Origin of the sequence: Vreelandella azerica (assembly GCF_013112225.1) — a bacterium.
GTDB classification, from domain to species: Bacteria; Pseudomonadota; Gammaproteobacteria; order Pseudomonadales; family Halomonadaceae; genus Vreelandella; species Vreelandella azerica.
This window is the reverse complement of the sequence record NZ_JABFHI010000002.1, coordinates 386562-412789: the sequence shown is the minus strand read 5'-3', so window position 1 is coordinate 412789 and position 26228 is coordinate 386562. Positions and strand designations below refer to the sequence as shown.

Genomic DNA, 26228 nt, shown 5'->3' with positions numbered 1-26228 from the left:
GCGCTGTCTATCCGCCGGATGCCATCTTCAGGGTGAGCAGGTCGCGGGGAGCCACGCCCAGGTCGTCCCAGTGCTGCGGGTGGCAGGTGAATAACAGGATCTGGTGGCGTTCAGCCGCATCAAACAGAATGCGCTTCATCTGCTCCAGGCGTTCACGATCACAATGCACCAAGGCATCATCCAGAATGATCAGGGTGGGCCGCCCGGCTTCGGCCAGCAGATCGGCATAGGCCAGGCGGCTGACCAGCCCCATCTGCTCCCGGGCACCAAAGCTCAGGGCCTCCAGCTCGCCATACTCCTCCGCTTGATGGTTGGATGATTGCGGGCGGATAAGCGCCTGTGGCAGGAGGTTGTCATCTACGCTGAGGGTGGCGCCGGGGAAGATCAGCTGCAGGTAGTGGTTAAGGTGTTTCTGCAGCGGTGCCTGCAGTTTGCGGGTCACGGCCTGACGCTCGCGTTTAAGCAGTGACAGCAAAAGCTCCAGCGCCTTGGCTCTTTTTCCAGCTGTAACCTGCGCCGTTGCTGGCTTTCAAGCTGCTGGCGAAGCGCATCGCGCTGTTCTTCCAGCCCTTGTGCCCCCAGGGTTTCCAGACGGGTTTTCAGGCGTTCGATCTCACTGGCTCGTTCGCGGGCTTCGAATTCCATGGCATCCGCGCTGTCGCTAAAACGCTTGATGTCCTGGGCGAGCATCGTCGGGTTGGCTGCGTCGATATCCCGCTGGCGCGTATTCATATCCGCCTGCAGCTGCTCAACCTCTGCCTTGAGTTCGATCAGACGCCGACGGGCACTCTGCTCACGCTCTTGGCGGTCGGGCGCTTGAATCGCTGCTTTCAGACGCTGCCATTCGCGCTCGGCGTTGGTGAGCGCCTGTTGCGCCAGGGTCAACGTCTGATGATGATGGCTACGCGCTTGCTCCGCCTCTTCAAGCTGGGCCTGGGTGGTTTCCAGCTGGCGGCTGGCCAGCTCTTCTGTTGGCAGAGCGGCATCGTCCTGATGCGCGGGCAAAGCTGCCAACGACGCTGCCAGAGTGCTGCGTTCCTGCTCAGCCAATTGGTGCTCACCCGCCAGGGTATCCACACCATTGGGGGCAAGGTCGCCCAGGCGCAGGGCCGTTTGTTCGACTTTGTGCGCCAGTTCGCGGGCTTTGCTGGCTTGCTGCTCAGCGCTGGACAGGTTGGTGACTTGAAGTTGCTGTAACAGGGCCTCGCGATCTGCTTCCAGGTTCTGCTGCTGGCGAAGCAGGTCAGCCACATCAGTGCCACCGGGCTGAATGGTCAGGGTGCCCACACCGGGAATGGCAACATCCGTTGCGCTCAGCAGCAGTTTTTCGCCTTCGCCTGCCACTGATGTTTGGTCAATCATCAGCTGTTGACCCGGCTCCAGCCGATAGGCCAGACGAGTAGCGAGCATTTCCTGCTTGGCTTTCAGCTGGCCCAGCTGCAGTTCAAGCTGCCTGAGCCGCTCAAGCGCATCGATATCCACCGCCTGGTGCTGATGCTGTGCGCTCAGTTTCTGACGCTGCTGTTGCAGCTCGCGGGCTTTTGCAAGCGTCTCCGCCAGCCGCCTGACCTTGTCTTCAGCGCTTTTCAGCTGCTGTTGAAGACGTTGACGGTGGGCCTTGTGGCGAGCCGCCGTGAGTATCTGGCGGGCGTCGTCATAACGCTGGCTGGCTGCTTCCCGCTGCTGCTCAATAGGGGCGGCGTGTGCCTTACATTGGGCTAGCTGCTGTTCGGCCTTTTGCTTGTCTTTCTGGCGTTCTTCAAGCTGGCTAGCCTGGGCCGCAAAGTCTTCCAGCTGCTGATGGTTAAGCTGCTGATGGTGCTGAAACTCATCCAATGTCTTTTGCGCCTGGGCCTGCTGTTCGCGGAGCTTCTCAACCGCAACCAGCTGAGTTTCAGCAGCCTTTGCCTTGTCGCGCTGGGCTTCCCAGGGGCGTTGGGCTTCTACCTCGCACTGCTTGGCCTGCAGCTGGCCCAGGTGATCAACTTGATCACGGTAGCGGGCAACCTGCGTTTCCTGCTCGGCAAGCTCATCGGCCAGGGTGTTGCAGGCTTCCCGGGTGTCACGCAGATCGCCAGTCGGCTTGCCTGTCTGGGTCAGCAGTTTGGCACGCTGCTGTTCAACTTGTTGGATCAGCTGATCGCCGCCACTGCTCACAACTTCCCCCAGGGCATCGCCCAGGTGCTGGCTCAGCGCCGATTGCAAATGCTCACCCGCATGGTTGGCCGGGTCGCGAATATGCTGCCCGGCGCCCTGCTCCACCCACAGTAAGCCGGGGATACCCCAATGCTCGGCTTTACTGGCACCCCGCGCAGGTGTGGCATAACCCAGCAGTTGGGCCAGGTGTTCCTCGGCTTCATCACCGCTGTAGTGGGTGTCGCCGACCTTTAGATCACAGCGCTTGCGTTGCAGAAAGCGCTTGTCCAGTTTCCAGTGTTGACCCTGCCATTCAAAGGCCAGGCTGACTTGCGGTGCAGCCGATGAATCGCCCCAGGGCTGTAGATCACTCAAGGTACTGGATTTGTGGCGCTCAAAAAACGCCGCCCGAATCGCCCGCACCAGGGTGCTTTTGCCGGATTCGTTAGGCCCGGTCAACAGGTTGATGCCCGGCGTCAGCCCGTTAAGCGCAAACCCTGTGCGGAACTGCTGAAATTCGCTGACTTCCAGAGAGATCAGTTGCATGAAGAGCTCTCCTGGCTAGCACTGACAGGCGTCTGGTCAAGCAGCAATCCCGCCAGTATGGCCAGCGCTTCATTGGCCACCTCGCTATCAGCGGCACTTTGCTGGCGCCTTTGTAGATCATCAATCACGCTGCCCACATAGCCATCAGCCTGCAGGGCGGCAATATCTTCAGCGGTGGGGGCCAGAGTCAGCTCGGCCTGATGGACCTGCAGGCTACGCTGGCGACCCGCCGCCACCCCCAGCGCCTGCTCCAGTCGCTGGTAGCTGGCCAGGTCCAGCTGCCCTTGCAGGGTCAGGTCAAGCACAGATCGCGGCGCCAGCGCCTGCAGCTCGGTAATCAATTCATCCACGTCAGAGGCGACCGACAGCGCCCGCTGCCATTGATACCAGCCGTGCTTGCCGACCTCCACCGGCGTTACCTTGGGCGCTACCCCGGCGCATCCAGAGTGACCAGGAGCGCATAGCCAGCAGCGTTATTGCGAAAACGATCAGCCTCCGGGGTACCGCTGTACCAGGTGCGGGCGTCAATCTGCTTACAGCCGTGCCAGTCCCCCAGGGCCAGATAATCCAGCTGGGCACTGGTAGCGCGCTCAGCGGCAATCGGGTTGGGGGAATCAACACTTTCTGCCAACTGACCGGTCACGCTGCCATGCGCCAAGCCAAGGCGTAGGCAGTGTTCAGGCGTTTCAGCGCGGTCAAACCAGGCGGTCAGATCCTGATAGGTCTGGCGCTGGGTAAGCGGCGCAGGCAGGATCGCCGTGCTGATACCGGCCAGGATAAAAGGTTCTGGCGATGCCAACAGATGCACATTGGCGGGTATGGCGCCAATGCGTGCTGCCCGCGTCCAGACGCTTTCGGCCAGCGCCGCATCGTGGTTGCCCGGCAGCATCAGCCATGGCCCCGAATAGGCGGAAAGCGCTTGAAAGGTGCGGTGCAGGGTGCGCTCGCTGAGGGTTTGGGCATCGAAGATATCGCCTGCCACCAGCACAGCATCAACCTGCTCATCGGCTGCCAGCGCCGCAAGCGTTTCAACGGCGATAAAGCGCGCTTCTGCCAGCGCCAACCCATCGTCTTGTTCAAAACGCGCATATTGGCGGCCAATCTGCCAGTCGGCGGTGTGGAGAAAGCGGGGCACGGCAGCCTCCTTGCTGAAAGTGGGAATGGCGAATAAAACAGGTACTTATTTCATCTCGAAGCCGCGTTTGACCAGAAAGTCACGCATATGCGGGCGCAGTTTGCTGTCAAAAAGCGGCGCCAGGTTGGTTGACCAACGCGCATCTTTGTTGCCGCCTTTGCGCGTCTGATAATAGTCCTGCATGGTGTTGTCGAACGCCTCTACTGCTTCTTGGTTCACGCGGTAGGTATCTGCCTTGAGAATCGCCGACACTGGCAGGCGCGGCTTGATATCCGGCTGGTGAGCCGGGTAACCGAGGCACATGCCAAACACCGGATAGACATGCTCAGGCAGCTCTAGCAATTCACTGATCGCCTGGGGGTTGTTGCGCACACCGCCGATATAGCAGATACCCAGGCCTTCGGATTCAGCGGCAATTGCCATGTTCTGGGCCATCAGAGAGACATCGATGGTAGCCACCAACAGCTGTTCAGTCATACCACGTACCACGCGCGCGCCTGCCGCTTCAGCGGCATCCGTCGGGCGCTTCATATCTGCGCAGAACACCAGGAAGGCACCGCTGCTGGCCACATAGCCCTGACCACCGGCCAGTTCGGCAATTTTTGCCCGATTGTCTGGGTTTTTAACGTGAATCACGCTGTAGGCCTGAACATGGTTGGAGGTCGCCGCTGCCTGCCCGGCCTCTACCAGGGTCGTGAGCAAGGCGGAGGAAACCGGCTGATCGGTAAACTTGCGAATGGAGCGGTGCGATTTAAGCAGTTCTATCGTCGGATTCATCGTCTCTCCTGAAAAGATCTGGATGGATGTTTTGCAGACTAACGTTTTATTCGCGGCTGCAAAAGAGCGCTCAAACGACAGAGTGTCTTGCCGATGCTAATCAGACCAGACCACGTAGCGGTCGCGGCCAGCACGCTTGGCTTGATAAAGCGCCTCATCTGCGTACTGCAATAACTGAGCCGACGTTTGCGCGTGATTTGGGTAGACGGCAATACCGCAGGAGAGGGTGATGCTACCCAACGTCTGTCCTTCAAAGTGAAAACTTTTTGCATGCAGCTCCGCAATCAGCCTTCTGGCGCGCTCACTGGCATCGCTAACGGAGATACCCGGCAGTAGGACCACAAACTCTTCACCACCCAAACGGCATACCGCATCGATACTGCGGAAGCTGCTTTTAAGAAACTCAGCTATATCCACCAGCACAGCATCCCCCGCCGCGTGACCAAAAGTATCGTTAATACGCTTGAAGTAATCCAGATCCAGCATCAGCACCGCCAACTGGGTACCCTGGCGCTCAGCTCGCTGCACTTCATGACCAAGCAGACTATCCAGATGGCGACGGTTACTCAGGCCAGTGAGAGAATCCTGCAGAGATAACCCTTCGAGCTTGTGCACCAGGTGATCAAGCTCTGCGGTACGCAGGGCGACCTTGTCTTCCAGGGTCTGATTAGCCAGCGTCAACTGCTGCTGGGTACGCCGATAATGCCATAGAGAAACCACCGCAATGGCTAGCGTAAAACCTAATGAGCCGTAGCTTAACGGCACCGAGCGCCAGGCAGCAAAGCCGTGTGCCACCAGCATATCGGCAAACAGCAGCGGCGCAAAAAAGGTGAAACTCAAGACCAGCAGGCGCTGCTCAATACCCAGTCGGCGAAAACGTACTAGCGCCAGCAGCAGCATTAACGGCAAGGTAAGCGCCAATAGCAGGTCAAATACGGGAAAGGTCAGCGACAGACTGATAACACCGGCGTAGACAAGCCCAATAGCGCCCACCAAATAAGCCAAGTGGAGTTTCCAGAGCCATGAAACCCATCGGCGTGGCGCACCGTCCAGCCAAGCACTCAGCAGCAAGCCCATCGCCACTGGTAGCATGTAATAGCTGGCCGCCCGCAGGATATCCCAACCCAGGGCAGCCTCTACCAGCAGCTGACGAGCGGGCGTTTCAGCCAGCAGCATCAGGCCAGATGACGAAGCAAATAACGCCACTGCCCCGAAACCGCGTCGATCTGGCCCCATCAAGGCAAAAACAGCCGCCAGAATTGCTAATAGCAGGCTGAAAGCACCGACCGTTAGGTCTTTGGCCGAGCGCTTGATCATTTGCTTCAATACATCAATCCGGTCGGTCAGGTGAACCTCCCCCACAGGCCAATATCGGTATAGTAGGAGAACACGCGCACTGAGAGTTGCTGCCCGGCATAGCCTTCCGGCAACTCGACCATATGCCAAGGCCAACCCGCAAAATCGCCCTCGCCGTTTTCGTCAAATTCACCGTACTGGTAGATCAGTTCGTCGTTCAGATAAAGCTGGCCGATCAGATCAATACTGGTGATATACAGAACAGGGTCACGCCATTCACCTTCAGGCAAGAGGGTGCGAAACCAGACGTGTTGCTGACCATTGCGCTCCGCAGGGTTGGAGGGAAAGTCAATCGGCTGCCAGGCATCAGAGCTATCGTTCAGCCACTCTGGTTGGCCTTGGGGATCACGCGGTGAGTCGCCCCAGCGATATTCCCAGCCGGTGAGCGGCTCTGGCGCCGTGCTGGCATGTAAGGCACCTGATATCACCAGCAGCAGGATGACTGTCGCAAGCTGCAGGAGACCAGAGCGCATGGCACACCTCATAGGCAGGTCAGAATGGATAAGAAGGTCTGTTTTCAAAAACAGAGCCGTTTCGAAAGGTCTTTTCTATCTCTTGCTATCTGCTATGGTTGGTCAAGCGCCTGACTATATCAATAATAATATAGATAAACCTTAACAAAACTTGGCTGTTAATAGTATTGCCTGCTGTATTCCCGCTTCAATTCACGCCGTGTCGTTTCAGCACCATTTGATGGGATGGACTTTAACTTACGTGAGGCGCCAGCCACTGACGCAGCTGCGAACCCTGCATGGCACCTGCCTGACGAGCCACTTCGCGGCCATTTTTGAACACTATCAGGGTAGGAATGCTGCGGATGCCAAAGCGCCCCGCCAGGGCGGATTGGGCTTCGGTATCAAGTTTGGCGAAGCGCATCTTAGGCTCTAGCGCCTGGGCTGTCTGAGCAAAAACAGGCGCCATCATCTTGCATGGGCCGCACCAGGAGGCCCAGAAATCGACTACAACAGGTAATTCACTGCGCTCAACCACCGCGCTGAAATTGGCCTGGGTCAGGTTAATCGGCTCACCGTTAAACAGTGGCGCCTTGCATTTGCCGCATTTAGGGCCATCCGCTAACCGCGCTGCGCTGACGCGATTAACCGCGCCGCAGTGTGCACAGCCCAAAGTAACAGTGTCTGACATGGCAACCTCCTTATATGTGTATACCTGAACTGAATATAGGGGCACATAAGGAGCTAAACAACCCATAGAATCAAACGGGCAAGGGTTGCCAGCCTGACGAGGTATAGAGTTCAAGACCCTCTTGAGTTGGGCGACATAGCCATGGCCAGCGATTGTTGACGAGCACCGCTGGTAATACTTCCACGTCAACATAGTTTATAACGATGCTATTGTTCTTTTATAAGAACAGACTAGAGAGGTTTATGCGCAATGAAGCTTAACTATCATCATCTGTATTATTTCTGGCAGGTCGCGAAATCCGGCCATCTGACGCGCACGGCTGAAGCGCTGCATGTGTCACAGTCATCACTTTCACACCAAATTCGCCAGCTGGAAGAACGCCTGGGGCAGGCGCTGTTTATACGCGAGGGGCGGCGGCTGATCCTTTCAGAAGCAGGCCGACTGGCGTTTGATTATGCTGATACGATCTTCCGCCAGGGGAGGAGCTTACCGCGCTGTTTGCCGAAGGCGGGCATGCTCACAGTGAAGTCGTGCGGATAGGCGCGGTAGCGACGCTGTCACGCAATTTCCAGGAAGGTTTTCTACGCCCGCTGCTGGAGCGTAATGACCTGGAGCTCAGCCTGAATAGCGGTAGCCTGGACGATCTGCTACGCCGACTCTCGGCTCATCAGTTGGATGTGGTGCTTGCCAATCAGCCTGTCCAAGGTGATGAGCAACATCCTTGGCGTTCTCGACGTCTGGCGCGGCAGTCAGTCAGCATGATAGGGGCGGCACATCTGGCCCTGCGCTTTCCAGACGGCCTACGCCAGCACGGCCTGATTGTGCCAGGCCCCGAAAATGCCATGCGTCACGCCTTTGACCAGCTGTGCGAATATCATCGCCTGTCGGTCAATATTGTGGCCGAAGTGGACGATATGGCAATGATGCGCCTGCTCACTCGTGATACTCGCCATATTGCGATTATGCCGCCGGTCGTTGTGCGTGACGAGTTGAGTGCTGGAACGCTCAATGACTTCGGCGCCCTGCCCGGCGTGTTCGAGGAGTTTTACGCCATCACTATCCGCCGTCAATTTGAATCTCCCAGCGTTCAGGCGCTGCTCAACCAGTCCGGAGACACCCTGTTGGCGGCAGCTCAGCGTTAGCCTTACCTTGCGCCCTACCCGCTTTTGGAAGCGGATAAAATCTAACGCAGACGCATGACAGTGGCGTGAACGCAACCTGTGTTAACAATGATATATTCCCCAGCCGAAATAGCCTGATGAGCGCTGAAGTGCTCGTTGGCATTGCCTTTGTGTGACTTTTTCACTTTTATATGTCGCTTTTATACCCGTAACACTTAAGAGTATTCTCTAGCCTAACGCTGCACATCCTGACTAATAATCACAACAGATTGCGAGGTAAATGCATGGAATGGATCCAGTATGCGATTTCCAATATCGATGTGCTGATAACACGCACCCTTGAGCATATCGCGCTGGTTGGCCTGGCTGTGGGTATTGCCACTCTGACCGGCGTACCTATCGGGATTGCGATTACCAAGAATGAAAGACTGGCCAAGAACGTGCTCTACCTGGCGTCGATTATTGTCACTATTCCGTCGATTGCGCTTTTCGGCATCATGATTCCGGTGCTGTCCATTATTGGCCATGGCATTGGTTATGTGCCGGCGGTCATTGCCGTACTGCTTTATTCCCAGCTGCCTATCATCCGTAATACCTATACAGCGATCAACAACGTCGACCCTGCCTTGCGGGAAGCTGCAAGGGGCATTGGCATGAGTCAGAACCAACGTTTGCAGAAGGTCGAGATTCCGCTGGCGATTCCTATCATCATGGCGGGGGTACGTACTGCCGTCGTGCTCAATATCGGGGTAATGGCGATTGCCGCCTATATCGGCGCTGGCGGCCTGGGTACCTTTATCAGCCGTGGCATTTCCCAATCTGACCCTCGACAACTGGTGCTTGGCGCAATTGCCGTCAGCCTGCTGGCCGTTATCGTTGATTATGCGCTGCTGTATCTGCAAAAGCGCCTGACGCCCAAGGGCATGACAACCCTTCCAGCCGCTGATTAACCGACGCACCGGAAACAACAAGGACAAACCATGATTCGACTTGAGAACTTGACCAAGGTATTCGATACGCCTAAAGGGGCTGTCGTTGCGGCTGACCACATCAATATGGAAGTACCCAGCGGCGAAATCTGCATCCTGCTCGGTCCGTCGGGGTGTGGCAAAACAACCACACTGAAAATGATCAATCGCATCATTCGCCCTACGTCCGGCAAGGTATTTATTGATAATCAGGACACCACCTCACTAGACACCCAGACACTGCGGCGCAATATCGGGTATGTCATCCAGCAGATTGGCCTTTTCCCCAATATGACCATTGAGGAAAACATCACCATTGTGCCCAGGTTGCTGGGATGGAATGCCAAAAAATATAAGGAACGTGCGCGGGAATTGATGCATATGATTGCCCTGGAGCCGGATGCCTTTCTGAAGCGCTATCCCAGCGAGCTTTCGGGTGGCCAACAACAGCGTATTGGCGTGGCGCGAGCCTTGGCCGCAGATCCACCAGTCATGCTGATGGATGAACCTTTTGGCGCCATCGACCCGATCAACCGGGCGGTGATACAGGATGAGTTCATCAAGATGCAGAAAGAGCTGAAGAAAACCATCATGTTCGTCAGCCATGATATTGATGAAGCGATTAAGATGGGCGATCGCATCGCCATCTTCCGCGATGGTCATCTTGTGCAATATGCCACACCCGACGAACTCCTGGCTGCTCCCCAAGACAACTTTGTCGAGTCCTTCCTGGGCGAAGATCGTGCCCTGAAACGCTTGAATCTGATCAAGGTTCAGGACGTCATCAACAGTGAAGTGGAAACGGTTACACAACAGGACAGCATGGAAACCGCGCTCAGCAGAATAGATCGTAGTGGGTACCAGCACGCTATCATCATGGTCAATGAACAGCGCCAGCCTACGGGCATCATCCCGCGCTCCGTTGCCCAGGTCAGCAAGGGCCGATGTCACGATCATGCTCAGCAAGTACCGGCCATCGTCAACATTAACGATGATCTGCGTAAAGCGGTGTCGCTGATGCTGGCGAATGACATCACCTGGCTGCCCTGCGTCGATGATAACAACCAGTTATGTGGCCACATCACCCAAAGAGCGATGACGCACCATCTGGGAGCACGCTTCCGTGCCCAATCTGGCAATACTGCGCCTACCGCCCCGCTAACCGAGGAGTGAGCTGATGCCAATCCAGAGTATGAACGGGATGCTGCGTGTTTTGCTGTTAATCGCTGCTTTCAGCCTTGGAGTCTGGGGGCATGCTAGCGGCGTCATTGATGAGTTTCTGTTCTACCTTCCGGACGTTCAGTTTCTGGCAGTTGAGCATCTGTGGCTGACCGCTATTTCCGGTGCCCTGGCGATTATTGTCGCCATTCCACTCGGCATAGTGTTATCGCGCCCAAGCATGGCCCGCTGGGCGGAATCCGCCATGCAGGTGCTGAATATCGGCACAACCATTCCCACGCTGGCCGTATTAGCCCTCTCCATGAGCCTTCTGGGCATTGGCATTGTGCCAGCAGTATTCGGGCTGTTTGTCGCCACCCTGCTGCCGATTACGCGCAATACCTATACCGGCCTGAAAGGTGTTTCTCCAGCACTTAAAGAAGCCGCTGCCGGGATTGGCATGTCTCCCGCCCAGCGCTTGATGCGGGTCGAGCTTCCTAATGCGCTGTATGTCATTTTTGCCGGTATTCGCACGGCACTAGCCATCAATATTGGCACCGTGCCACTGGCTTTTCTGATCGGCGCTGGTGGCCTTGGTGAGCTGATTTTCACCGGTATCGACCTTTACGACCCTGTCATGATGCTGGCAGGCGCCATTCCTACTGCCATTCTGGCGATTCTGGTCGATGCACTGATCGCCCTCATCGCCTTCGTTATTGTCCCTCGCGGGGTTAACCCTGCACGAAAGGCGCGTGCCTGAGGCGGCGCTGATTTAACCAAGAGCTGCACTTTAACCTTAGATGTCATAACAACGAGGAAAACATCATGATGAAACCGATTACCACCCTACTGACCGGCGCTGCACTAGCAGGCACGCTGTCAACGGCTTACACAGCTGAAGTCACCGTCGGCGGTAAAAATTTCACCGAACAGCAAATTCTTGCAACTATGACGGGCCAATATCTCACAGGTCTCGACTATGACGTCGACACCCGTTCCGGCATGGGTTCAGCAGTGCTGCGTCAGGCCCAGGAAAATGGCCAGATTGATCTGTATTGGGAATACACGGGCACTTCACTGATCAACTACAATGATATTTCTGAACGGTTGAGCCCGGAAGAAACCTACGCCCGTGTCAAGGAACTGGATGCCGAAAAGGGGCTTGTGTGGCTTGCCCCATCAGCTGCCAACAACACTTATGCGCTCGCCATGCGCGCCGATGACGCGGCGGAACGCGGCATTGAGACATTATCAGACTTGGCCGATGCAGTTAACGCTGATGAAGAACTCTCCTTTGGCTTGAACGCCGAATTTTACGCACGTGACGATGGTTGGCGCCCTCTCCTGCAGGCATATGATTTCCGCGTTGGCCGCCGCGATGTCAGCCGCATGGATTCAGGCCTAGTCTACCAGGCGCTGCGTGACGGCCAGGTGGATGTTGGCTTGGTGTTTGCAACCGATGGAAGGATTCCGGCGTTTGATTTTTATGTACTGAAAGACGACCAGAACTACTTCCCGGCTTATGCGTTAACGCCCGTTATCCGCCAGGAAACGCTCGATGCATACCCAGCACTTGCCGAACAGCTCAATGCCCTGTCAGCGCAACTAGACGATGACACCATGGCGGCACTCAATGCCCGGGTAGACGTAGAGCGTGAGACGATTGAAGACGTTGCCCAGACATTTCTTGAACAAAATGACCTGCTGTAATTCAATTACCTCGAATGACTAACCACCTTAACAGGGCTGCCTCAGGGTAGCCCTTTTATTATTGGCACTCATCAACCGGCAAATGAGGAAAAGCGCATGCATTATCAGGACAAACTGCTCGTTGGCGCGGCACAGATTAACGCTGACCTTTACGATATGGATGCAAATTTTGAACGCCACCTGAACATCATTGAAGAGGCTAGCGAGCATAACCTTGAACTGCTGGTATTTCCCGAGCTTTCGCTGACAGGCTATGGCTTGGGCAGCCGCGTCATGCAGGTTGCAATGCCGCTGGAGGATCCACGTCTGAGTGAGCTTGCAAAGGCATGTGGCAGCATGCAGACCATTGTTGGTTTCGTTGAAGAAGCAAGCCCAGGGGAATATTACAACGCCCTTGCCATCTTGCAGCATGGCACCTTGAAAGCCGTACATCGCAAATTGAACCTACCCACTTATGGAGGCCTTGAAGAAGGTAAGTGGTTTTCCCATGGCAGTGAGGTAACGCTGGCAGAAATTTGCCCAGGCTGGTCAAGCACATCGCTGATCTGCGCTGACCTTTGGAATCCAGCCTTGGTACACGCTGCCTTGCTGCCTCGTCCAACGGTGCTGTGCGCCCCCATCAATTCAGCCTCCGGTATTGTCAGCGAAGAGTTCTCCAACGAACAGAACTGGCTGCTTAATGTGAGTTTTTATGCCATGACGTATGGCACCCCCGTGATTATGGCTAATCGCTTTGGCCCTGAAGGAGAGAGCCATTTTTGGGGCGGCTCGCGCATTCTTGGTCCACGTGGAGAGTTACTGGCAACCGCTGACGATAGAGAGATGCTTATCTCAGCAGAGCTGTCCCGCACCCAAATCGCCAGAGCCCGCTTTGAACTGCCTACCCACCGGGATGCCGACACGCCGTTAATTCGTGAACTGATGGCCGGTTATCGCTAGAACCTGCAGACCTATTCACCCTGTTGCTACCTGTTTGCGCCGTTCGCGAGGCAGCATGCGGTAATACTTGCGATAGCACTTACTGAAGTGCGATGTAGACGAAAACCCGGTGGCCGTTGAGACGTCCAGAATACTCATGGAGGTTTTACACAGCAGGTTGTCACCATGTTCTAGGCGCAGTTGCAGGTAATAGGTTGCCGGTGTAAGCCCAAATTTATGTTTGAACAGCCGCTGCAGCTGACGATTGGAAATATTGACCATGGCGGCGATGCTTTCACAGTTCACAGGGTCTTCTATATGGGACTGCATGATTTCAATTGCACGGGCAAGCGCCGGGCTATGGATGCCCAGCGCCTCTTCAATCGACATGCGCTGCTGATCATGCGCAGGCCTAATCGTCGGGTGAATACATTGTTCAGCGATGCTTTTTGCCAGACGACTGCCCTGCTGCCGTTCAATCAACGACAGCATCATATCCAATCCAGCCGTTCCGCCGGAACACGTCATGATATTGCCTGAAATTTCAAACAGCTCATGGGTGACGATCAGTTCTGGATACTCCTCCTGAAGATTGGCCTGATCTTCCCAGTGAATGGTACAACGTTTGTTTTTAAGAACACCCGCTTTGGCTAGCAGAATACTGCCGGTTGAGGTTGAACCCAGCAAACGCTCACCGCGCGCTATATCACGCAGCCATTTAAACAGCCGCTGATCAGCGATCAGGCTGGTGCCAATGCCAGCCACTAAAATGATGGCATCCAGATCATGCCATTGCTCCACCTGCAAACTGGGTGTGAATAAAAGACCGTTGCTTGCTTCTACGGCCTGATCATCCAGACTCAGCAACTCCCAGTGATAAATATTTTTCCCACTCAGACGATTGGCGATACGCAGGGGTTCGATAACGGAACTGAACGACAGCATTGCAAAGTTTGGAAACAGTACAAAGCCAAAGGTAAAAGGTCTTCTACAAGGCATCTTGGATGTCATGATTGTTTTCTTTTATGACGTTTTAATATCTTTAACCATGGCGCTGATATTGCAAGATGTCAATGCCAACATCGGCATTCAAACAATGAGTCAGCGGAGCACCCCATGCATTCAGAAAGCCTTTCCATTCAAAGTGATGGCTACAAGCTTGACGGTTCTTATTACTGGGAAGAAGGTACCTTGAAGGATGACTCTCCCGTGGTGATTGTGTGTTCCGGCTTTACCGGACTAAAGCACATTCATCCTGAGCGCTTTGCTCGTTACCTGACGCGTCAGGGCTTTCTATGTGTTGGCTTTGATTATCGTGGCTTTGGTGAAAGCGAAGGCGAACGCGGCAAGGTGTTGATTGAAGAACAGGTACGCGATATTGCCAATGTTGTGACGCGGGTTCGCGCGCGTGCCGAACAGGAAAACCGCCCGCTGGTACTAGCCGGCTGGGGGATGGCAGGTGGCCTGGTATTGGATGCGTATCGCCTGGTAGAAGACCTGGTGGACGCCCTGGTAAGCATGAATGGTTTCTTTGATGCGGTACGAGTGCAAAAAGCCTTACGCGGTGAACTGGGCTGGAAACAGTTCCGTCAGTTTATGAATCAGGAGCGTCTGCGCATAGCTCAGGGTGGCGAGCCGCGCAAGCTGGATCCTTTTGATATCTACCCGCTGGATCCAATTTCCAAAGGCTATGTTGACGACGTGCTGTTCAAAACCAGTGGCTACGGTGTCATGTCGGATCTCGATTTTGCTGATTCGCTGATTTCATTCTGCCCTGAGGCACACATCGACCAGCGTTTTGCCAAAACACCACTGCTAATTGCTCATGGCGGTGAAAATGACCTCCATCCTGTCAGCGAAGCACATTCTCTGTATGCGACTTATCCCGGGCCTAAATCACTGTTCTTGCTGCCTCAAGGTGGTCATACAGAATGGATGCTGGATGATGACCCAAAGTTCCAGCACTTCGCAGCGCATATCGCTAACTGGCTGGAAACCAGCGTTGCACCTTTGAACACGCCCTCCGTTGCCGCCTAACTGCCATGACTGAGCTGTCATTTACGGATCTTGCCAATACGATTCCCTTCTGTGCGCCGGCAGACCCGGCGCCTAAAGCACCACGATTTGTAATGCCCCCAGGTGCCGTGGACTGTCATGCCCATGTATTTGGCCCTGCCGAGCACTATGCATATACTTCTGAGCGTACCTATACACCTCCTGATGCTTCGCTTAAAGCATACCAGCAGTTGCATCAGACGCTAGGAATCGAACGCGGTGTACTCGTCCAGCCCAGCGTCTACGGGCTAGACAATTCCGCGACCCGTGATGCCTTGCGCGCTCTCCGCCAGAAAGGGCGTGATTACCGAGGGGTCGCGGTCGTCAGCTCAGAGGTCAGTGAAAAACAACTTGATGCACTTCATCAGGATGGATTCAGAGGGATTCGTCTCAACCTGTTGTTCAAGGGAGGTCTGCAGTGGAAAGATGTGGTCGCGCTATCCGAGAGACTTGCAGCTCGCCGCTGGCACTTGCAGTTTCTTATTGATGTGTCTGATGTTGATGAACTTGAGCAGCGGATAAAGCGCTTACCAACACACTGTGTGATTGATCATATGGGCCATATGGAAGCTGGCAAGGGAGTAGAGCACCCTAAGTTTCAGACGCTGTGCAGGCTACTGGCAGATGGTCATGCCTGGGTAAAGCTTTCAGGCGCCTATCGAACAACAGGTCGCCAGCATCTTCCTTATGAAGATATCACGCCTTTTGCCCAGGCATTGATTAATTCGAATGCCGAGCGCTGCGTTTGGGGTTCTGATTGGCCTCACCCGCATATTTCTGTACCCATGCCCAATGATGGTCCTTTACTGGACGAGCTGGCTAACTGGGCACCTGACAAACATGTTCGTCAACGTATTCTGGTCGACAATCCTGAAGCACTCTATTTTGCTGACTCATGACCCCGTTGATCAACGTTCAGAAGTCAGCTCAACTCGCCTTATGCGGCTTAGGTAAGGATGTCCTAGGCCGCAGATCAAAATAACCTTTTTGCCTGCTTGTTATCGGTCACAGCAAGTCTTCAATCGCGCTGCGCATCGCGCCTGATTCCGGGCGTACGTTGGAGGGAAAGTGCGCCACCACCTCACCCTCTGACGAAACCAGATATTTGGTGAAATTCCAGCGTGGCGCTTCAGATTGACGTGCCAGTTCCGCAAACACAGGGTGGGCGTTTTCGCCGCGCACATGCACGGGTGCCAGCATATCAAAGGTCACGCCAAAGTTGACGAAACAGACATCAGCGGCGCCTTCTTCGTCAATTTCCTGATTAAAGTCATTGGATGAGAAACCAACAACGGCCAATCCTTTCGGGCCGTAGCGCTGGTGAAGCACTTCCAGCCCTTCAAACTGGCCAGTGAAACCGCAGCGACTAGCGGTGTTGACCATTAGTACAGGACGTTTATCAATCAATGCCTCAAGATTGACGGTCTCACTGGAATGCAACCGGCGCATCTCATGTGCCTGCCAGTCAGCAGCCTGAGCGCTGCTGCCTGCAAACAGCAGTATCAACGCTACCCCGAACACAGCAGACAAATGGCGATTTAACCTATTAATGCTTATCTGGTAACCCGAAAGTAACCCCATTGGATAACCTCTCTCTATAGACAAACGGTTTAGAAACCTTCAAGCTTAATATCTATACAATATCAGAATTGAAGCCGCCATCTGTAAAAGATTTATATCATATGCTGCTATCTGCAAACATTCTTGCTGTACCAACACCTTCTGTTACATATTGATTGTATCTTGGCCGTTTTATTGACCTGCATATGGCGTAGCATAAATACCTTATGTTTATTAGCATTAGCTCTATTTAAGGCAAGCAGGAATATCCCACTACCAGCATTTTTGCAATAAGGTAATAACGGAAGCAACTTTCAGAAGGGCAGGAGGAAACAAGGGGCAAAAGAACGGAGGTCTGACAAACTCGCCCCATTATGTGCAGAACCGGCTGACCGGAACTGACCCGTACGACCGTATTACCAGGGGACTCCCGTGAAGCATACTGAACTGCCTGCCAACGAAATAAAACGCTTGGAAGAGCTATGGCGCTATAGCCTGCATGACAAACAAGACGATCCTGCCCTGGATGCCATTACACAATTGGTTGCCAGCTCTTTTGATGTGCCTATCGTGCTGGTGTCATTTGTCGATCAAGAGAGTCAGTGGTTCAAAAGCCGTTTTGGTCTTTCCGAGACCCAGACGCCGCGCAATATTTCCTTCTGTGCCCATGCCATCCTTGAAGAGAAGTCGGTTTTAGAAATCAAGGATACTCATCAGGATTCGCGCTTTTGCGAAAATCCGCTCGTCACCGGGCCACCACATATCAGGTATTACGCCGGTGCGGCGCTGATAACCCCTGACGGTTTGAAACTGGGCACCTTGTGCATTATTGACTCGCAGCCAAGAGATTTTTCTGCCGACAAACTTCAGGAACTCAATCTTTTTGCTCATCGCGTTATTGAGCACTTAGAAGTATTACGCTTACAACGTCTGCTCGACATTGTTGATAAATCGGATGTGGGCCTTTGGGAACTGGATGTTGGCTCTAACGCCAGTTGGTGGAGCGATACCGTATTCCGTCTTTTCGGCACTGATGAGACATGCCGAAGCAATCACTCTCGGCAGGTGAACCTATACGAAGTAGATTCACAGCAAAAACTTGAAAAAAAGCTTTCAAAGGCCATTGCTACCGGTCAGCCATTTTCAGTCCAACTGAAGCTAAAACGTCCTGAACATGTGTCGCCTGCCTGGGTCAACGTTACCGCTACCGCTTTAGAAACCAATGGTGAAGTCACTCATCTTGCGGGCACTGTTCGCAATATCACGCCACTGAAGGATAAAGAGGCGCGCCTGGCTCGTCACGCAAGGCTTGAACAGCTTATAAGTGAGTTACAGGAAGAATTTATCCGCGACAACCAGTCGAGTAACACCTTTAAACACGCGCTGGAAAAATTACTGGTTGCCACTGAAAGTGAAGCCGGTTTTATTGGTGAAGTGTGCTATCGCCAGGATAGCACTACACCTTATTTACAAATGCATGCATTGACCGATATTTCATGGGACAAAGCCGAGTTTGAAAGCTTCAAGGCAAACGCTCCTCAAGGCATGGAGTTTACGCAGTTAAAGTCACTCTTTGGTCGCGTCATTCTTGACAAGACAACCATCATTTCCAATGCGCCTGCCGATGACAAGCGCCGATCTGGCAACCTTCCTGAAGGCCACCCGAACCTTGGTTGCTTTATCGGACTGCCAGTATTCGACGATTACGGCGATATCCTGGCCGTAATAGGCTTAGCGAACCGGAAGCAGGGATATGATGAAGCTTTTGCCCATGAGCTTATCCCTTTGCAACAAAGAATTGGTCAGCTAATCACAACGTTTACGTTGCGTAATGAGCAACAACTTTCTCGGGAGCGTCTTGAAATGGCCGCTCGCGTATTTGACTGTAGTCATAACGCCATCATGATTATCGATGCCGAGAATTGTATTCTCGACGTCAACCCCGTATTTGAGACGGAAACAGGTTACAGTCGCCAGGAAATATTAGGTAAGAACGCGGCTTTGCTAACTGCAGAAGGACATCTTCCAACGCTTAATCAAGGCCTGTGCGATGCTCAAACCCATCACGATTATTGGGAAGGCGAAGTAATTAACAAGCGTAAAGATGGGGAGCTTTTACCTCAATACCTGTCGATTTCAATTGTTCGCAACACCTTAGGCGCTATCAGCCATCAAGTCGTTGTTTTTACTGACTTACGGCGCATCAAGCAACACGATAAAGAGCTTTATCGCATCAGCCACTTCGACCCTTTGACCCATCTGCCCAATCGCATGCATTTGATGCAGCTGATGCATGAAGCAATTCGTCAAAGTAACGACCACCAGGGGCTTGCGATTGCGGTGATTGACCTGGATCGCTTTAACAGCATCAATCAAGTGCTCGGCTCGGAGGCCGGTGATGCTCTTCTGATTGAAATAAGTGACAGACTCTCTGATCAGCTGAATAAAGGTGAAACCGTCGCACGTATGAGTGGCGATGAATTTGGTTTAATCCTCATCCATAGCCCTCACCTGCTCGACCGCCTGGACAGACTGTTGTCAGATATTGTGACCGTTCAGTCGTTGCCGACCGGGAACCTGCTAACGATTACGGGTAGCATGGGAGTGACCTTCTACCCGGATGATAACGCCGATCCAGACACCCTTTTGCGCCATGCTGATCAGGCCATGTACCGTGCCAAGGAGGAAGGTGGAAACCGCTATATTATCTTTAACACCGACCATGAACAGGAACTCAAGTCAGCCCAGCGGCTACGTAAAGACATTGCCCATGGGCTACAACACGACGAATTTGTGCTTGAATTGCAACCTCAGGTAGATGCCAGAACCCTTGAACTGGTAGGCGTGGAAGCCCTGATTCGCTGGCACCACCCTGAAGGGCGGCGTATGCCCAATGATTTTCTGCCCTATATCGTCAACTCCATTCTTGAACATGATATTGATAAATGGGTCGTCATGCAGGCATTCAAGTTGCTTGATCAGTGGCGGTTAGAAGCGCCAGAGCTCACCCTCAGCATCAACCTGACTCCCCAGACGCTGGCGAATAAAACCTTGATCGCTATGCTGGATAACGCTTTGCGCCATTACCCGGACGTGGACATGAACCGGCTGCATGTAGAGGTGCTTGAATCAGCGGCTATTGAAGAACTCAATATTGCCACTGATGTGATGAAAGCCTGCCAGGCGCGTGGTATACGTGTGGCATTGGATGACTTTGGGACAGGTTACTCATCATTAACGTACCTTAAAGGCCTGCCTGCAGATATTGTCAAGATTGACCGCAGTTTTGTCATCGACATGCTCGAGAACGCAGACGACTTGGCCATCGTCGAGAGTGTTATCTATCTATCAAAGCGTTTTAATAAGACTGTTGTCGCAGAAGGCGTTGAAACAAAGGCACATATCGAAGCTCTGCATCGCCTTGGGTGCGATGTTCTTCAAGGCTATGGCATTGCCAAACCCATGCCTATCGAGCAATTCAATGCTTGGCGTTGTCAGCGTAGTCGTCAATAATACGCTTCATTTCAATTCGGTGTTATTTTTCAGTTATTGCTGTTTGTGATTCACAAGAAACCTAGAAAGTGCTTCTGTCAGGGCCATAACCTGCATGGGTTTCGTCAACACGTCCTGCATACCAGCCTCCAGGCAACGCTGATGATCATTAGCAGATGTACTTGCAGTAAAGCCTAGTATCGGCAAGCTGTAACCCTGCGCACGGAGACGTCGAGTAGTTTCAGGCCCATCCATGATGGGCATCTGCATATCCATCAATATCAGGTCTATATCTGCTGATGCCAGCTTGTCGATACCCTCTTGCCCATTGTTGGCCACAATGACTGTATAGCCTAAATCAGTCAAAATCTTGCGTGCAATTACCTGATTGAGCACATCGTCTTCAACCACCATAATCGATGCCCACGACACGCCCTCCGAGCGGTTAGCACCCTGTGCTATGTAATGTTGAGCATGATTTTTGACAGGACCACTGCGAGTACCAAGCAATCGATTTATAGTGGATTTGATCTGCATAAGCCACCCCCATATTAAAAATGCATGACTGATTGCAGTTTTAGATAAGGGCTTATCCTAGGGTATTTACACGCTGCAGACTGAAAACAATTGCAACCCTGACCATACACGCTCCGCACAGCAATACATTCTGGGCATGGCATGTTTTTACAATTTCGCTATACAAACAAAAAACCCCAGCTTCAACTGAAGCTGGGGTTTTTGCGGTATAAGTGCCTGACGATGACCTACTCTCGCATGGGGAGACCCCACACTACCATCGGCGCTAAGCGGTTTCACTGCTGAGTTCGGCAAGGGATCAGGTGGTTCCCACTCGCTATGGTCGTCAGGCGTAACAGGTAATACATCAAGCTGATGCGCAGGCAGTTAATTGATAGCCTGCGCTGTACGTGTTTGTAAACTGTCCGCGCTCCTGCTTTCGCTTTTGCGCGTGTGATGCGTCTCTGCGTATCCGACTGGCTTATTCAGCCATCGTTATCACTGCTACCAGACCCCTTGGGTGTTATAGGGTCAAGCCTCACGGGCCATTAGTACACGTTAGCTCAACGCCTTGCAGCGCTTCCACACCGTGCCTATCAACCAGCTGGTCTCGCTGGGCCCTTCAGGAGGCTCTAGGCCTCAGGGATGTCTCATCTTGAAGGGGGCTTCCCGCTTAGATGCTTTCAGCGGTTATCCCGTCCGCACTTAGCTACCCGGCAATGCCACTGGCGTGACAACCGGAACACCAGAGGTGCGTCCACTCCGGTCCTCTCGTACTAGGAGCAGCCCTTCTCAAACATCCTACGCCCACGGCAGATAGGGACCGAACTGTCTCACGACGTTCTAAACCCAGCTCGCGTACCACTTTAAATGGCGAACAGCCATACCCTTGGGACCGACTTCAGCCCCAGGATGTGATGAGCCGACATCGAGGTGCCAAACACCGCCGTCGATGTGAACTCTTGGGCGGTATCAGCCTGTTATCCCCGGAGTACCTTTTATCCGTTGAGCGATGGCCCTTCCATACAGAACCACCGGATCACTAGAACCTGCTTTCGCACCTGCTCGACGTGTCTGTCTCGCAGTCAAGCACCCTTATGCTCTTGCACTCATTGCACGATGTCCGACCGTGCTGAGGGTACCTTCGTGCTCCTCCGTTACGCTTTGGGAGGAGACCGCCCCAGTCAAACTACCCACCACACACTGTCCTCGATCCGGATAACGGACCTGAGTGAGAACGCCAATGATGCCAGGCTGGTATTTCAAGGGTGGCTCCGCTCGAACTGGCGTCCGAGGTTCAAAGCCTCCCAGCTATCCTACACAGGCAACATCAGCGTCCAGTGTGAAGCTATAGTAAAGGTTCACGGGGTCTTTCCGTCTAGCCGCGGGTACACCGCATCTTCACGGCGATTTCAATTTCACTGAGTCTCGGGTGGAGACAGCGTGGCCATCATTACGCCATTCGTGCAGGTCGGAACTTACCCGACAAGGAATTTCGCTACCTTAGGACCGTTATAGTTACGGCCGCCGTTTACCGGGGCTTCGATCAAGAGCTTCTCCGAAGATAACACCATCACTTAACCTTCCGGCACCGGGCAGGCGTCACACCCTATACGTCGTCTTACGACTTGGCAGAGTGCTGTGTTTTTACTAAACAGTTGCAGCCACCTGGTATCTTCGACCGGTTCGGGCTTGGAGAGCAAGTCTCGTCACCCTACGCCGGCGTGCCTTCTCCCGAAGTTACGGCACCATTTTGCCTAGTTCCTTCACCCGAGTTCTCTCAAGCGCCTTGGGATTCTCACCCTGACCACCTGTGTCGGTTTGGGGTACGGTCGCACATGATCTGAAGCTTAGAGGCTTTTCCTGGAAGCGTGGCATCGATGACTTCCTGACCGTGGTCAGTTCGTTTCGCATCTCGGCTTTAAGCGCCCGGATTTACCTGAGCGCTCGGCCTACTTGCTTTCACCAGGACAACCAACGCCTGGCTCACCTAGCCTTCTCCGTCCCCCATCGCAATCATGTCCGGTACGGGAATATTGACCCGTTTCCCATCGACTACGCCTTTCGGCCTCGCCTTAGGGGCCGACTCACTCTGCTCCGATTAGCGTCGAACAGAAACCCTTGGTCTTCCGGCGAGGGCGTTTTTCACGCCCTTTATCGTTACTCATGTCAGCATTCGCACTCGTGATACCTCCAGCGAACTTCTCAACTCACCTTCATTGGCTTACACGACGCTCCTCTACCGCTCACACCTAAGTGTGAACCCGTAGCTTCGGTACCTGATTTAGCCCCGTTACATCTTCCGCGCAGGCCGACTCGACTAGTGAGCTATTACGCTTTCTTTAAAGGATGGCTGCTTCTAAGCCAACCTCCTAGCTGTCTGAGCCTTCCCACATCGTTTCCCACTTAATCAGGATTTCGGGACCTTAGCTGACGGTCTGGGTTGTTTCCCTTTTCACAACGGACGTTAGCACCCGCTGTGTGTCTCCCACGCGTCACTCACCGGTATTCGGAGTTTGCCTCGGGTTGGTAAGTCGGGATGACCCCCTAGCCGAAACAGTGCTCTACCCCCGGTGGTGCTGCATGAGGCGCTACCTAAATAGCTTTCGAGGAGAACCAGCTATCTCCGAGCTTGATTAGCCTTTCACTCCGATCCACAAGTCATCCAAATCTTTTTCAACAGATCCTGGTTCGGGCCTCCAATTGATGTTACTCAATCTTCACCCTGCTCATGGATAGATCGCTCGGTTTCGGGTCTATATCCTGCGACTGGTGCGCCCAGTTAAGACTCGCTTTCGCTACGGCTCCCCTAATCGGTTAACCTCGCCACAGAATATAAGTCGCTGACCCATTATACAAAAGGTACGCCGTCACGGAACAAGTCCGCTCCGACTGCTTGTACGCACACGGTTTCAGGGTCTATTTCACTCCCCTCTCCGGGGTTCTTTTCGCCTTTCCCTCACGGTACTGGTTCACTATCGGTCAGCCAGGAGTATTTAGCCTTGGAGGATGGTCCCCCCGTCTTCAGTCAAGGTTTCTCGTGCCCCGACCTACTCGATTTCACAGGATCAGATTTTCGACTACGGGGCCTATCACCCGCTATGGCCGCGCTTCCCAGCGCATTCGTCTAATCAGTCACCTGCTTAAGGGCTGGTCCCCGTTCGCTCGCCGCTACTAGGGGAATCTCGGTTGATTTCTTTTCCTCAGGGTACTTAGATGTTTCAGTTCCCCTGGTTCGCCTCCTGTCACCTATGTATTCAGTGCAGGATACTCATCTTGTGATGAGTGGGTTTCCCCATTCAGAGATGCCCGGGTCACAGGTTGTTTGCCACCTCGCCGAGCCTTATCGCAGGCTTCCACGTCTTTCATCGCCTCTGGCTGCCTAGGCATCCACCGTGTGCGCTTCATTGCTTGACCCTATAACCCGAAGGAGTCTGGGGTTCGCAATGATAACGATTGCCGGATACGCTTGAGACGTATCACACAACAATTTACTACGTACAAACCTCTCAGAGTGTTGTTAGTCACACAGAATGTGATTAACCACCCTCTTAGAAGGTTTTTATCAGCTTGATATATTATTAAAGAGCGACTGCTATAAGCAGTGATAAACGCATGCTTTTTCACATTAAAAATAAAAAAAGAGCTTTCTCTTTTTCAACGTAAAGGAGACGCTTATCACTGCATATCAACAGCTATCTGATCAGGTAATTCATTGTGAGCGCTTACCGCGAGGGATGATGCATCGTTTAAGGAGGTGATCCAGCCGCAGGTTCCCCTACGGCTACCTTGTTACGACTTCACCCCAGTCATGAACCACACCGTGGTGATCGCCCTCTTGCGTTAGGCTAACCACTTCTGGTGCAGTCCACTCCCATGGTGTGACGGGCGGTGTGTACAAGGCCCGGGAACGTATTCACCGTGACATTCTGATTCACGATTACTAGCGATTCCGACTTCACGGAGTCGAGTTGCAGACTCCGATCCGGACTGAGACCGGCTTTAAGGGATTCGCTGACTCTCGCGAGTTCGCAGCCCTTTGTACCGGCCATTGTAGCACGTGTGTAGCCCTACTCGTAAGGGCCATGATGACTTGACGTCGTCCCCACCTTCCTCCGGTTTGTCACCGGCAGTCTCCTTAGAGTTCCCACCATTACGTGCTGGCAAATAAGGACAAGGGTTGCGCTCGTTACGGGACTTAACCCAACATTTCACAACACGAGCTGACGACAGCCATGCAGCACCTGTCTCTGCGTTCCCGAAGGCACCCAGTGATCTCTCACCGATTCGCAGGATGTCAAGAGTAGGTAAGGTTCTTCGCGTTGCATCGAATTAAACCACATGCTCCACCGCTTGTGCGGGCCCCCGTCAATTCATTTGAGTTTTAACCTTGCGGCCGTACTCCCCAGGCGGTCGACTTATCGCGTTAACTTCGCCACAAAGTGCGCTAGGCACCCAACGGCTGGTCGACATCGTTTACGGCGTGGACTACCAGGGTATCTAATCCTGTTTGCTACCCACGCTTTCGCACCTCAGTGTCAGTGTCAGTCCAGAAGGCCGCCTTCGCCACTGGTATTCCTCCCGATCTCTACGCATTTCACCGCTACACCGGGAATTCTACCTTCCTCTCCTGCACTCTAGCCTGACAGTTCCGGATGCCGTTCCCAGGTTGAGCCCGGGGCTTTCACAACCGGCTTATCAAGCCACCTACGCGCGCTTTACGCCCAGTAATTCCGATTAACGCTTGCACCCTCCGTATTACCGCGGCTGCTGGCACGGAGTTAGCCGGTGCTTCTTCTGCGAGTGATGTCTTTCCTGGCGGGTATTAACCGCCAGGCGTTCTTCCTCGCTGAAAGTGCTTTACAACCCGAGGGCCTTCTTCACACACGCGGCATGGCTGGATCAGGCTTGCGCCCATTGTCCAATATTCCCCACTGCTGCCTCCCGTAGGAGTTCGGGCCGTGTCTCAGTCCCGATGTGGCTGATCATCCTCTCAGACCAGCTACGGATCGTCGCCTTGGTGAGCCATTACCTCACCAACCAGCTAATCCGGCATAGGCTCATCCGATAGCGGGAGCCAAAGCCCCCTTTCTCCCGTAGGACGTATGCGGTATTAGCCTGAGTTTCCCCAGGTTATCCCCCACTATCGGGTAAATTCCTATGCGTTACTCACCCGTCCGCCGCTCGTCAGCATCTAGCAAGCTAGATCTGTTACCGCTCGACTTGCATGTGTTAGGCCTGCCGCCAGCGTTCAATCTGAGCCATGATCAAACTCTTCAGTTTAAAATCATTGTGATGCTTACCTGTCACCTGAAGGTAACAAAAGCGCATCAAACTTGGCTCAAGGTTCAAACGAATTCATTCAATACACAATCGAAGGCCGAGGCTTAAGATTGTCTTGCTGAGTCGCTTGCCTTGATATTTGGTGATTTATTACCCTCATCGGCAAGCGCCCACATGAATTACCTGATCAAATTATTAAAGAGCTGTTCGCGAGACGGTTATCAAACCTTGTCATTCGTTGACCTGAATGACTTGCCTCAGCGAGGAAGACGTATTCTACGCATTCCTGTGTGTTTGTCAACCGCTGATTCGATTCCGTATTTTGATCGATTTCAGCTAGGAAATTCGACGCGG

At 53.5% G+C, this 26228-nt stretch carries 21 protein-coding genes and 3 rRNA genes; 10 read left to right on the top strand and 14 right to left on the bottom strand.

Going from position 1 to position 26228, the window contains the following annotated elements; translation table 11 throughout:
* Positions 1-7 precede the first annotated feature (7 nt).
* The 8 genes from HLB35_RS05965 to trxC all read right to left on the bottom strand — a co-directional run bounded on the left by HLB35_RS05965 (position 8) and on the right by trxC (position 7093).
* Positions 8-475 carry an ATP-binding protein gene (locus HLB35_RS05965; protein ID WP_171701876.1) on the bottom strand — a complete coding sequence of 156 codons (468 nt, stop codon included), beginning with the start codon at positions 473-475 and terminating at the stop codon, positions 8-10.
* Positions 439-2682: an ATP-binding protein gene (locus tag HLB35_RS05960; protein ID WP_171701875.1), complete on the bottom strand. Its 2244-nt coding sequence runs from the start codon at positions 2680-2682 to the stop codon at positions 439-441. Before HLB35_RS05960 ends, HLB35_RS05965 begins: the two co-directional genes overlap by 37 nt.
* Complete coding sequence (locus tag HLB35_RS16985; protein ID WP_235937005.1) at positions 2673-3092, bottom strand: hypothetical protein; 420 nt, start codon at positions 3090-3092, stop codon at positions 2673-2675. Before HLB35_RS16985 ends, HLB35_RS05960 begins: the two co-directional genes overlap by 10 nt.
* Positions 3093-3109: 17 nt before the next feature.
* Entirely contained in the window at positions 3110-3817 is a 708-nt protein-coding gene (locus HLB35_RS16980; RefSeq protein WP_328731178.1) for a metallophosphoesterase family protein, read from the bottom strand.
* Between the two features lie 45 nt (positions 3818-3862).
* Positions 3863-4594, bottom strand: a complete 732-nt coding sequence (gene nfsA, locus HLB35_RS05950; protein WP_171701874.1) for an oxygen-insensitive NADPH nitroreductase — start codon at positions 4592-4594, stop codon at positions 3863-3865.
* A gap of 96 nt (positions 4595-4690) precedes the next feature.
* On the bottom strand, positions 4691-5956 hold the full coding sequence (locus tag HLB35_RS18255) for a GGDEF domain-containing protein (protein WP_328731175.1): 1266 nt from the start codon (positions 5954-5956) through the stop codon (positions 4691-4693).
* Positions 5938-6423, bottom strand: a complete 486-nt coding sequence (locus HLB35_RS16970; RefSeq protein WP_235937004.1) for a hypothetical protein — start codon at positions 6421-6423, stop codon at positions 5938-5940. The genes HLB35_RS18255 and HLB35_RS16970 overlap by 19 nt, the downstream gene beginning before the upstream one ends.
* Positions 6424-6655: 232 nt before the next feature.
* Positions 6656-7093: a thioredoxin TrxC gene (gene trxC / locus HLB35_RS05940; protein WP_171701873.1), complete on the bottom strand. Its 438-nt coding sequence runs from the start codon at positions 7091-7093 to the stop codon at positions 6656-6658.
* Positions 7094-7342: 249 nt separating this feature from the next.
* Between trxC and HLB35_RS16425 the strand changes: the two genes are divergently transcribed.
* From HLB35_RS16425 to HLB35_RS05910, 7 genes are all read left to right on the top strand, one after another.
* Entirely contained in the window at positions 7343-7633 is a 291-nt protein-coding gene (locus HLB35_RS16425) for a LysR family transcriptional regulator (RefSeq protein ID WP_216601417.1), read from the top strand.
* The gene (locus tag HLB35_RS05935) at positions 7624-8235 is read left to right on the top strand and encodes a LysR substrate-binding domain-containing protein (RefSeq protein WP_216601416.1); all 612 of its coding nucleotides are present in this window, start codon (positions 7624-7626) and stop codon (positions 8233-8235) included. Before HLB35_RS16425 ends, HLB35_RS05935 begins: the two co-directional genes overlap by 10 nt.
* A gap of 263 nt (positions 8236-8498) precedes the next feature.
* Positions 8499-9164, top strand: coding sequence for an ABC transporter permease (locus HLB35_RS05930; protein ID WP_171701872.1), 666 nt, complete (start codon positions 8499-8501; stop codon positions 9162-9164).
* A 30-nt stretch (positions 9165-9194) separates the two neighbouring features.
* Positions 9195-10355, top strand: a complete 1161-nt coding sequence (locus HLB35_RS05925) for an ABC transporter ATP-binding protein (protein WP_171701871.1) — start codon at positions 9195-9197, stop codon at positions 10353-10355.
* A 4-nt stretch (positions 10356-10359) separates the two neighbouring features.
* Complete coding sequence (locus HLB35_RS05920; RefSeq protein ID WP_171701870.1) at positions 10360-11100, top strand: ABC transporter permease; 741 nt, start codon at positions 10360-10362, stop codon at positions 11098-11100.
* A gap of 65 nt (positions 11101-11165) precedes the next feature.
* Positions 11166-12050: a glycine betaine ABC transporter substrate-binding protein gene (locus HLB35_RS05915; RefSeq protein ID WP_216601415.1), complete on the top strand. Its 885-nt coding sequence runs from the start codon at positions 11166-11168 to the stop codon at positions 12048-12050.
* A 96-nt stretch (positions 12051-12146) separates the two neighbouring features.
* Positions 12147-12989: a nitrilase-related carbon-nitrogen hydrolase gene (locus HLB35_RS05910; protein WP_171701869.1), complete on the top strand. Its 843-nt coding sequence runs from the start codon at positions 12147-12149 to the stop codon at positions 12987-12989.
* A gap of 15 nt (positions 12990-13004) precedes the next feature.
* Here HLB35_RS05910 and HLB35_RS05905 read toward each other — a convergent pair whose 3' ends face one another.
* Complete coding sequence (locus HLB35_RS05905; RefSeq protein ID WP_216601414.1) at positions 13005-13979, bottom strand: GlxA family transcriptional regulator; 975 nt, start codon at positions 13977-13979, stop codon at positions 13005-13007.
* A 105-nt stretch (positions 13980-14084) separates the two neighbouring features.
* On the opposite strand from HLB35_RS05905, the gene HLB35_RS05900 reads away from it, so the two are divergent.
* Together HLB35_RS05900 and HLB35_RS05895 are read left to right on the top strand one after the other, a co-directional pair.
* Positions 14085-15005 carry an alpha/beta hydrolase gene (locus HLB35_RS05900; protein ID WP_171701868.1) on the top strand — a complete coding sequence of 307 codons (921 nt, stop codon included), beginning with the start codon at positions 14085-14087 and terminating at the stop codon, positions 15003-15005.
* 92 nt (positions 15006-15097) lie between these two features.
* On the top strand, positions 15098-15922 hold the full coding sequence (locus tag HLB35_RS05895) for an amidohydrolase family protein (protein ID WP_235937003.1): 825 nt from the start codon (positions 15098-15100) through the stop codon (positions 15920-15922).
* Between the two features lie 106 nt (positions 15923-16028).
* Here the strand turns inward: HLB35_RS05895 and HLB35_RS05890 are convergent, their stop codons facing one another.
* Positions 16029-16544, bottom strand: coding sequence for a glutathione peroxidase (locus HLB35_RS05890; protein WP_328731336.1), 516 nt, complete (start codon positions 16542-16544; stop codon positions 16029-16031).
* Between the two features lie 471 nt (positions 16545-17015).
* On the opposite strand from HLB35_RS05890, the gene HLB35_RS05885 reads away from it, so the two are divergent.
* The gene (locus tag HLB35_RS05885; protein ID WP_171701865.1) at positions 17016-20096 is read left to right on the top strand and encodes a bifunctional diguanylate cyclase/phosphodiesterase; all 3081 of its coding nucleotides are present in this window, start codon (positions 17016-17018) and stop codon (positions 20094-20096) included.
* A 33-nt stretch (positions 20097-20129) separates the two neighbouring features.
* Here the strand turns inward: HLB35_RS05885 and HLB35_RS05880 are convergent, their stop codons facing one another.
* The 4 genes from HLB35_RS05880 to HLB35_RS05865 all read right to left on the bottom strand — a co-directional run bounded on the left by HLB35_RS05880 (position 20130) and on the right by HLB35_RS05865 (position 25874).
* On the bottom strand, positions 20130-20612 hold the full coding sequence (locus HLB35_RS05880; RefSeq protein ID WP_171701864.1) for a response regulator: 483 nt from the start codon (positions 20610-20612) through the stop codon (positions 20130-20132).
* 214 nt (positions 20613-20826) lie between these two features.
* A 5S ribosomal RNA gene (gene rrf, locus HLB35_RS05875) occupies positions 20827-20942 on the bottom strand.
* Positions 20943-21118: 176 nt separating this feature from the next.
* Positions 21119-24008, bottom strand: a 23S ribosomal RNA gene (locus HLB35_RS05870).
* Positions 24009-24341: 333 nt separating this feature from the next.
* Positions 24342-25874: ribosomal RNA gene (locus HLB35_RS05865) — 16S ribosomal RNA — on the bottom strand.
* The 16S, 23S and 5S rRNA genes sit together here, the layout of an rRNA operon.
* Between the last annotated feature and the right edge of the window lie 354 nt (positions 25875-26228).

What these genes read in the sequence shown, in the direction of transcription:
- HLB35_RS05915 (WP_216601415.1), top strand. Translation starts at nt 11,166, where the DNA reads ATGATGAAACCGATTACCACCCTACTGACCGGCGCTGCACTAGCAGGC.
- HLB35_RS05930 (WP_171701872.1), top strand. Translation starts at nt 8,499, where the DNA reads ATGGAATGGATCCAGTATGCGATTTCCAATATCGATGTGCTGATAACA.
- HLB35_RS05960 (WP_171701875.1), bottom strand. Translation starts at nt 2,682, where the DNA reads ATGCAACTGATCTCTCTGGAAGTCAGCGAATTTCAGCAGTTCCGCACA.
- HLB35_RS05910 (WP_171701869.1), top strand. Translation starts at nt 12,147, where the DNA reads ATGCATTATCAGGACAAACTGCTCGTTGGCGCGGCACAGATTAACGCT.
- HLB35_RS16425 (WP_216601417.1), top strand. Translation starts at nt 7,343, where the DNA reads ATGAAGCTTAACTATCATCATCTGTATTATTTCTGGCAGGTCGCGAAA.
- HLB35_RS05895 (WP_235937003.1), top strand. Translation starts at nt 15,098, where the DNA reads ATGCCCCCAGGTGCCGTGGACTGTCATGCCCATGTATTTGGCCCTGCC.
- HLB35_RS16970 (WP_235937004.1), bottom strand. Translation starts at nt 6,423, where the DNA reads ATGCGCTCTGGTCTCCTGCAGCTTGCGACAGTCATCCTGCTGCTGGTG.
- nfsA (WP_171701874.1), bottom strand. Translation starts at nt 4,594, where the DNA reads ATGAATCCGACGATAGAACTGCTTAAATCGCACCGCTCCATTCGCAAG.
- HLB35_RS05880 (WP_171701864.1), bottom strand. Translation starts at nt 20,612, where the DNA reads ATGCAGATCAAATCCACTATAAATCGATTGCTTGGTACTCGCAGTGGT.
- HLB35_RS05905 (WP_216601414.1), bottom strand. Translation starts at nt 13,979, where the DNA reads ATGACATCCAAGATGCCTTGTAGAAGACCTTTTACCTTTGGCTTTGTA.
- trxC (WP_171701873.1), bottom strand. Translation starts at nt 7,093, where the DNA reads ATGTCAGACACTGTTACTTTGGGCTGTGCACACTGCGGCGCGGTTAAT.
- HLB35_RS05900 (WP_171701868.1), top strand. Translation starts at nt 14,085, where the DNA reads ATGCATTCAGAAAGCCTTTCCATTCAAAGTGATGGCTACAAGCTTGAC.
- HLB35_RS05920 (WP_171701870.1), top strand. Translation starts at nt 10,360, where the DNA reads ATGCCAATCCAGAGTATGAACGGGATGCTGCGTGTTTTGCTGTTAATC.
- HLB35_RS05925 (WP_171701871.1), top strand. Translation starts at nt 9,195, where the DNA reads ATGATTCGACTTGAGAACTTGACCAAGGTATTCGATACGCCTAAAGGG.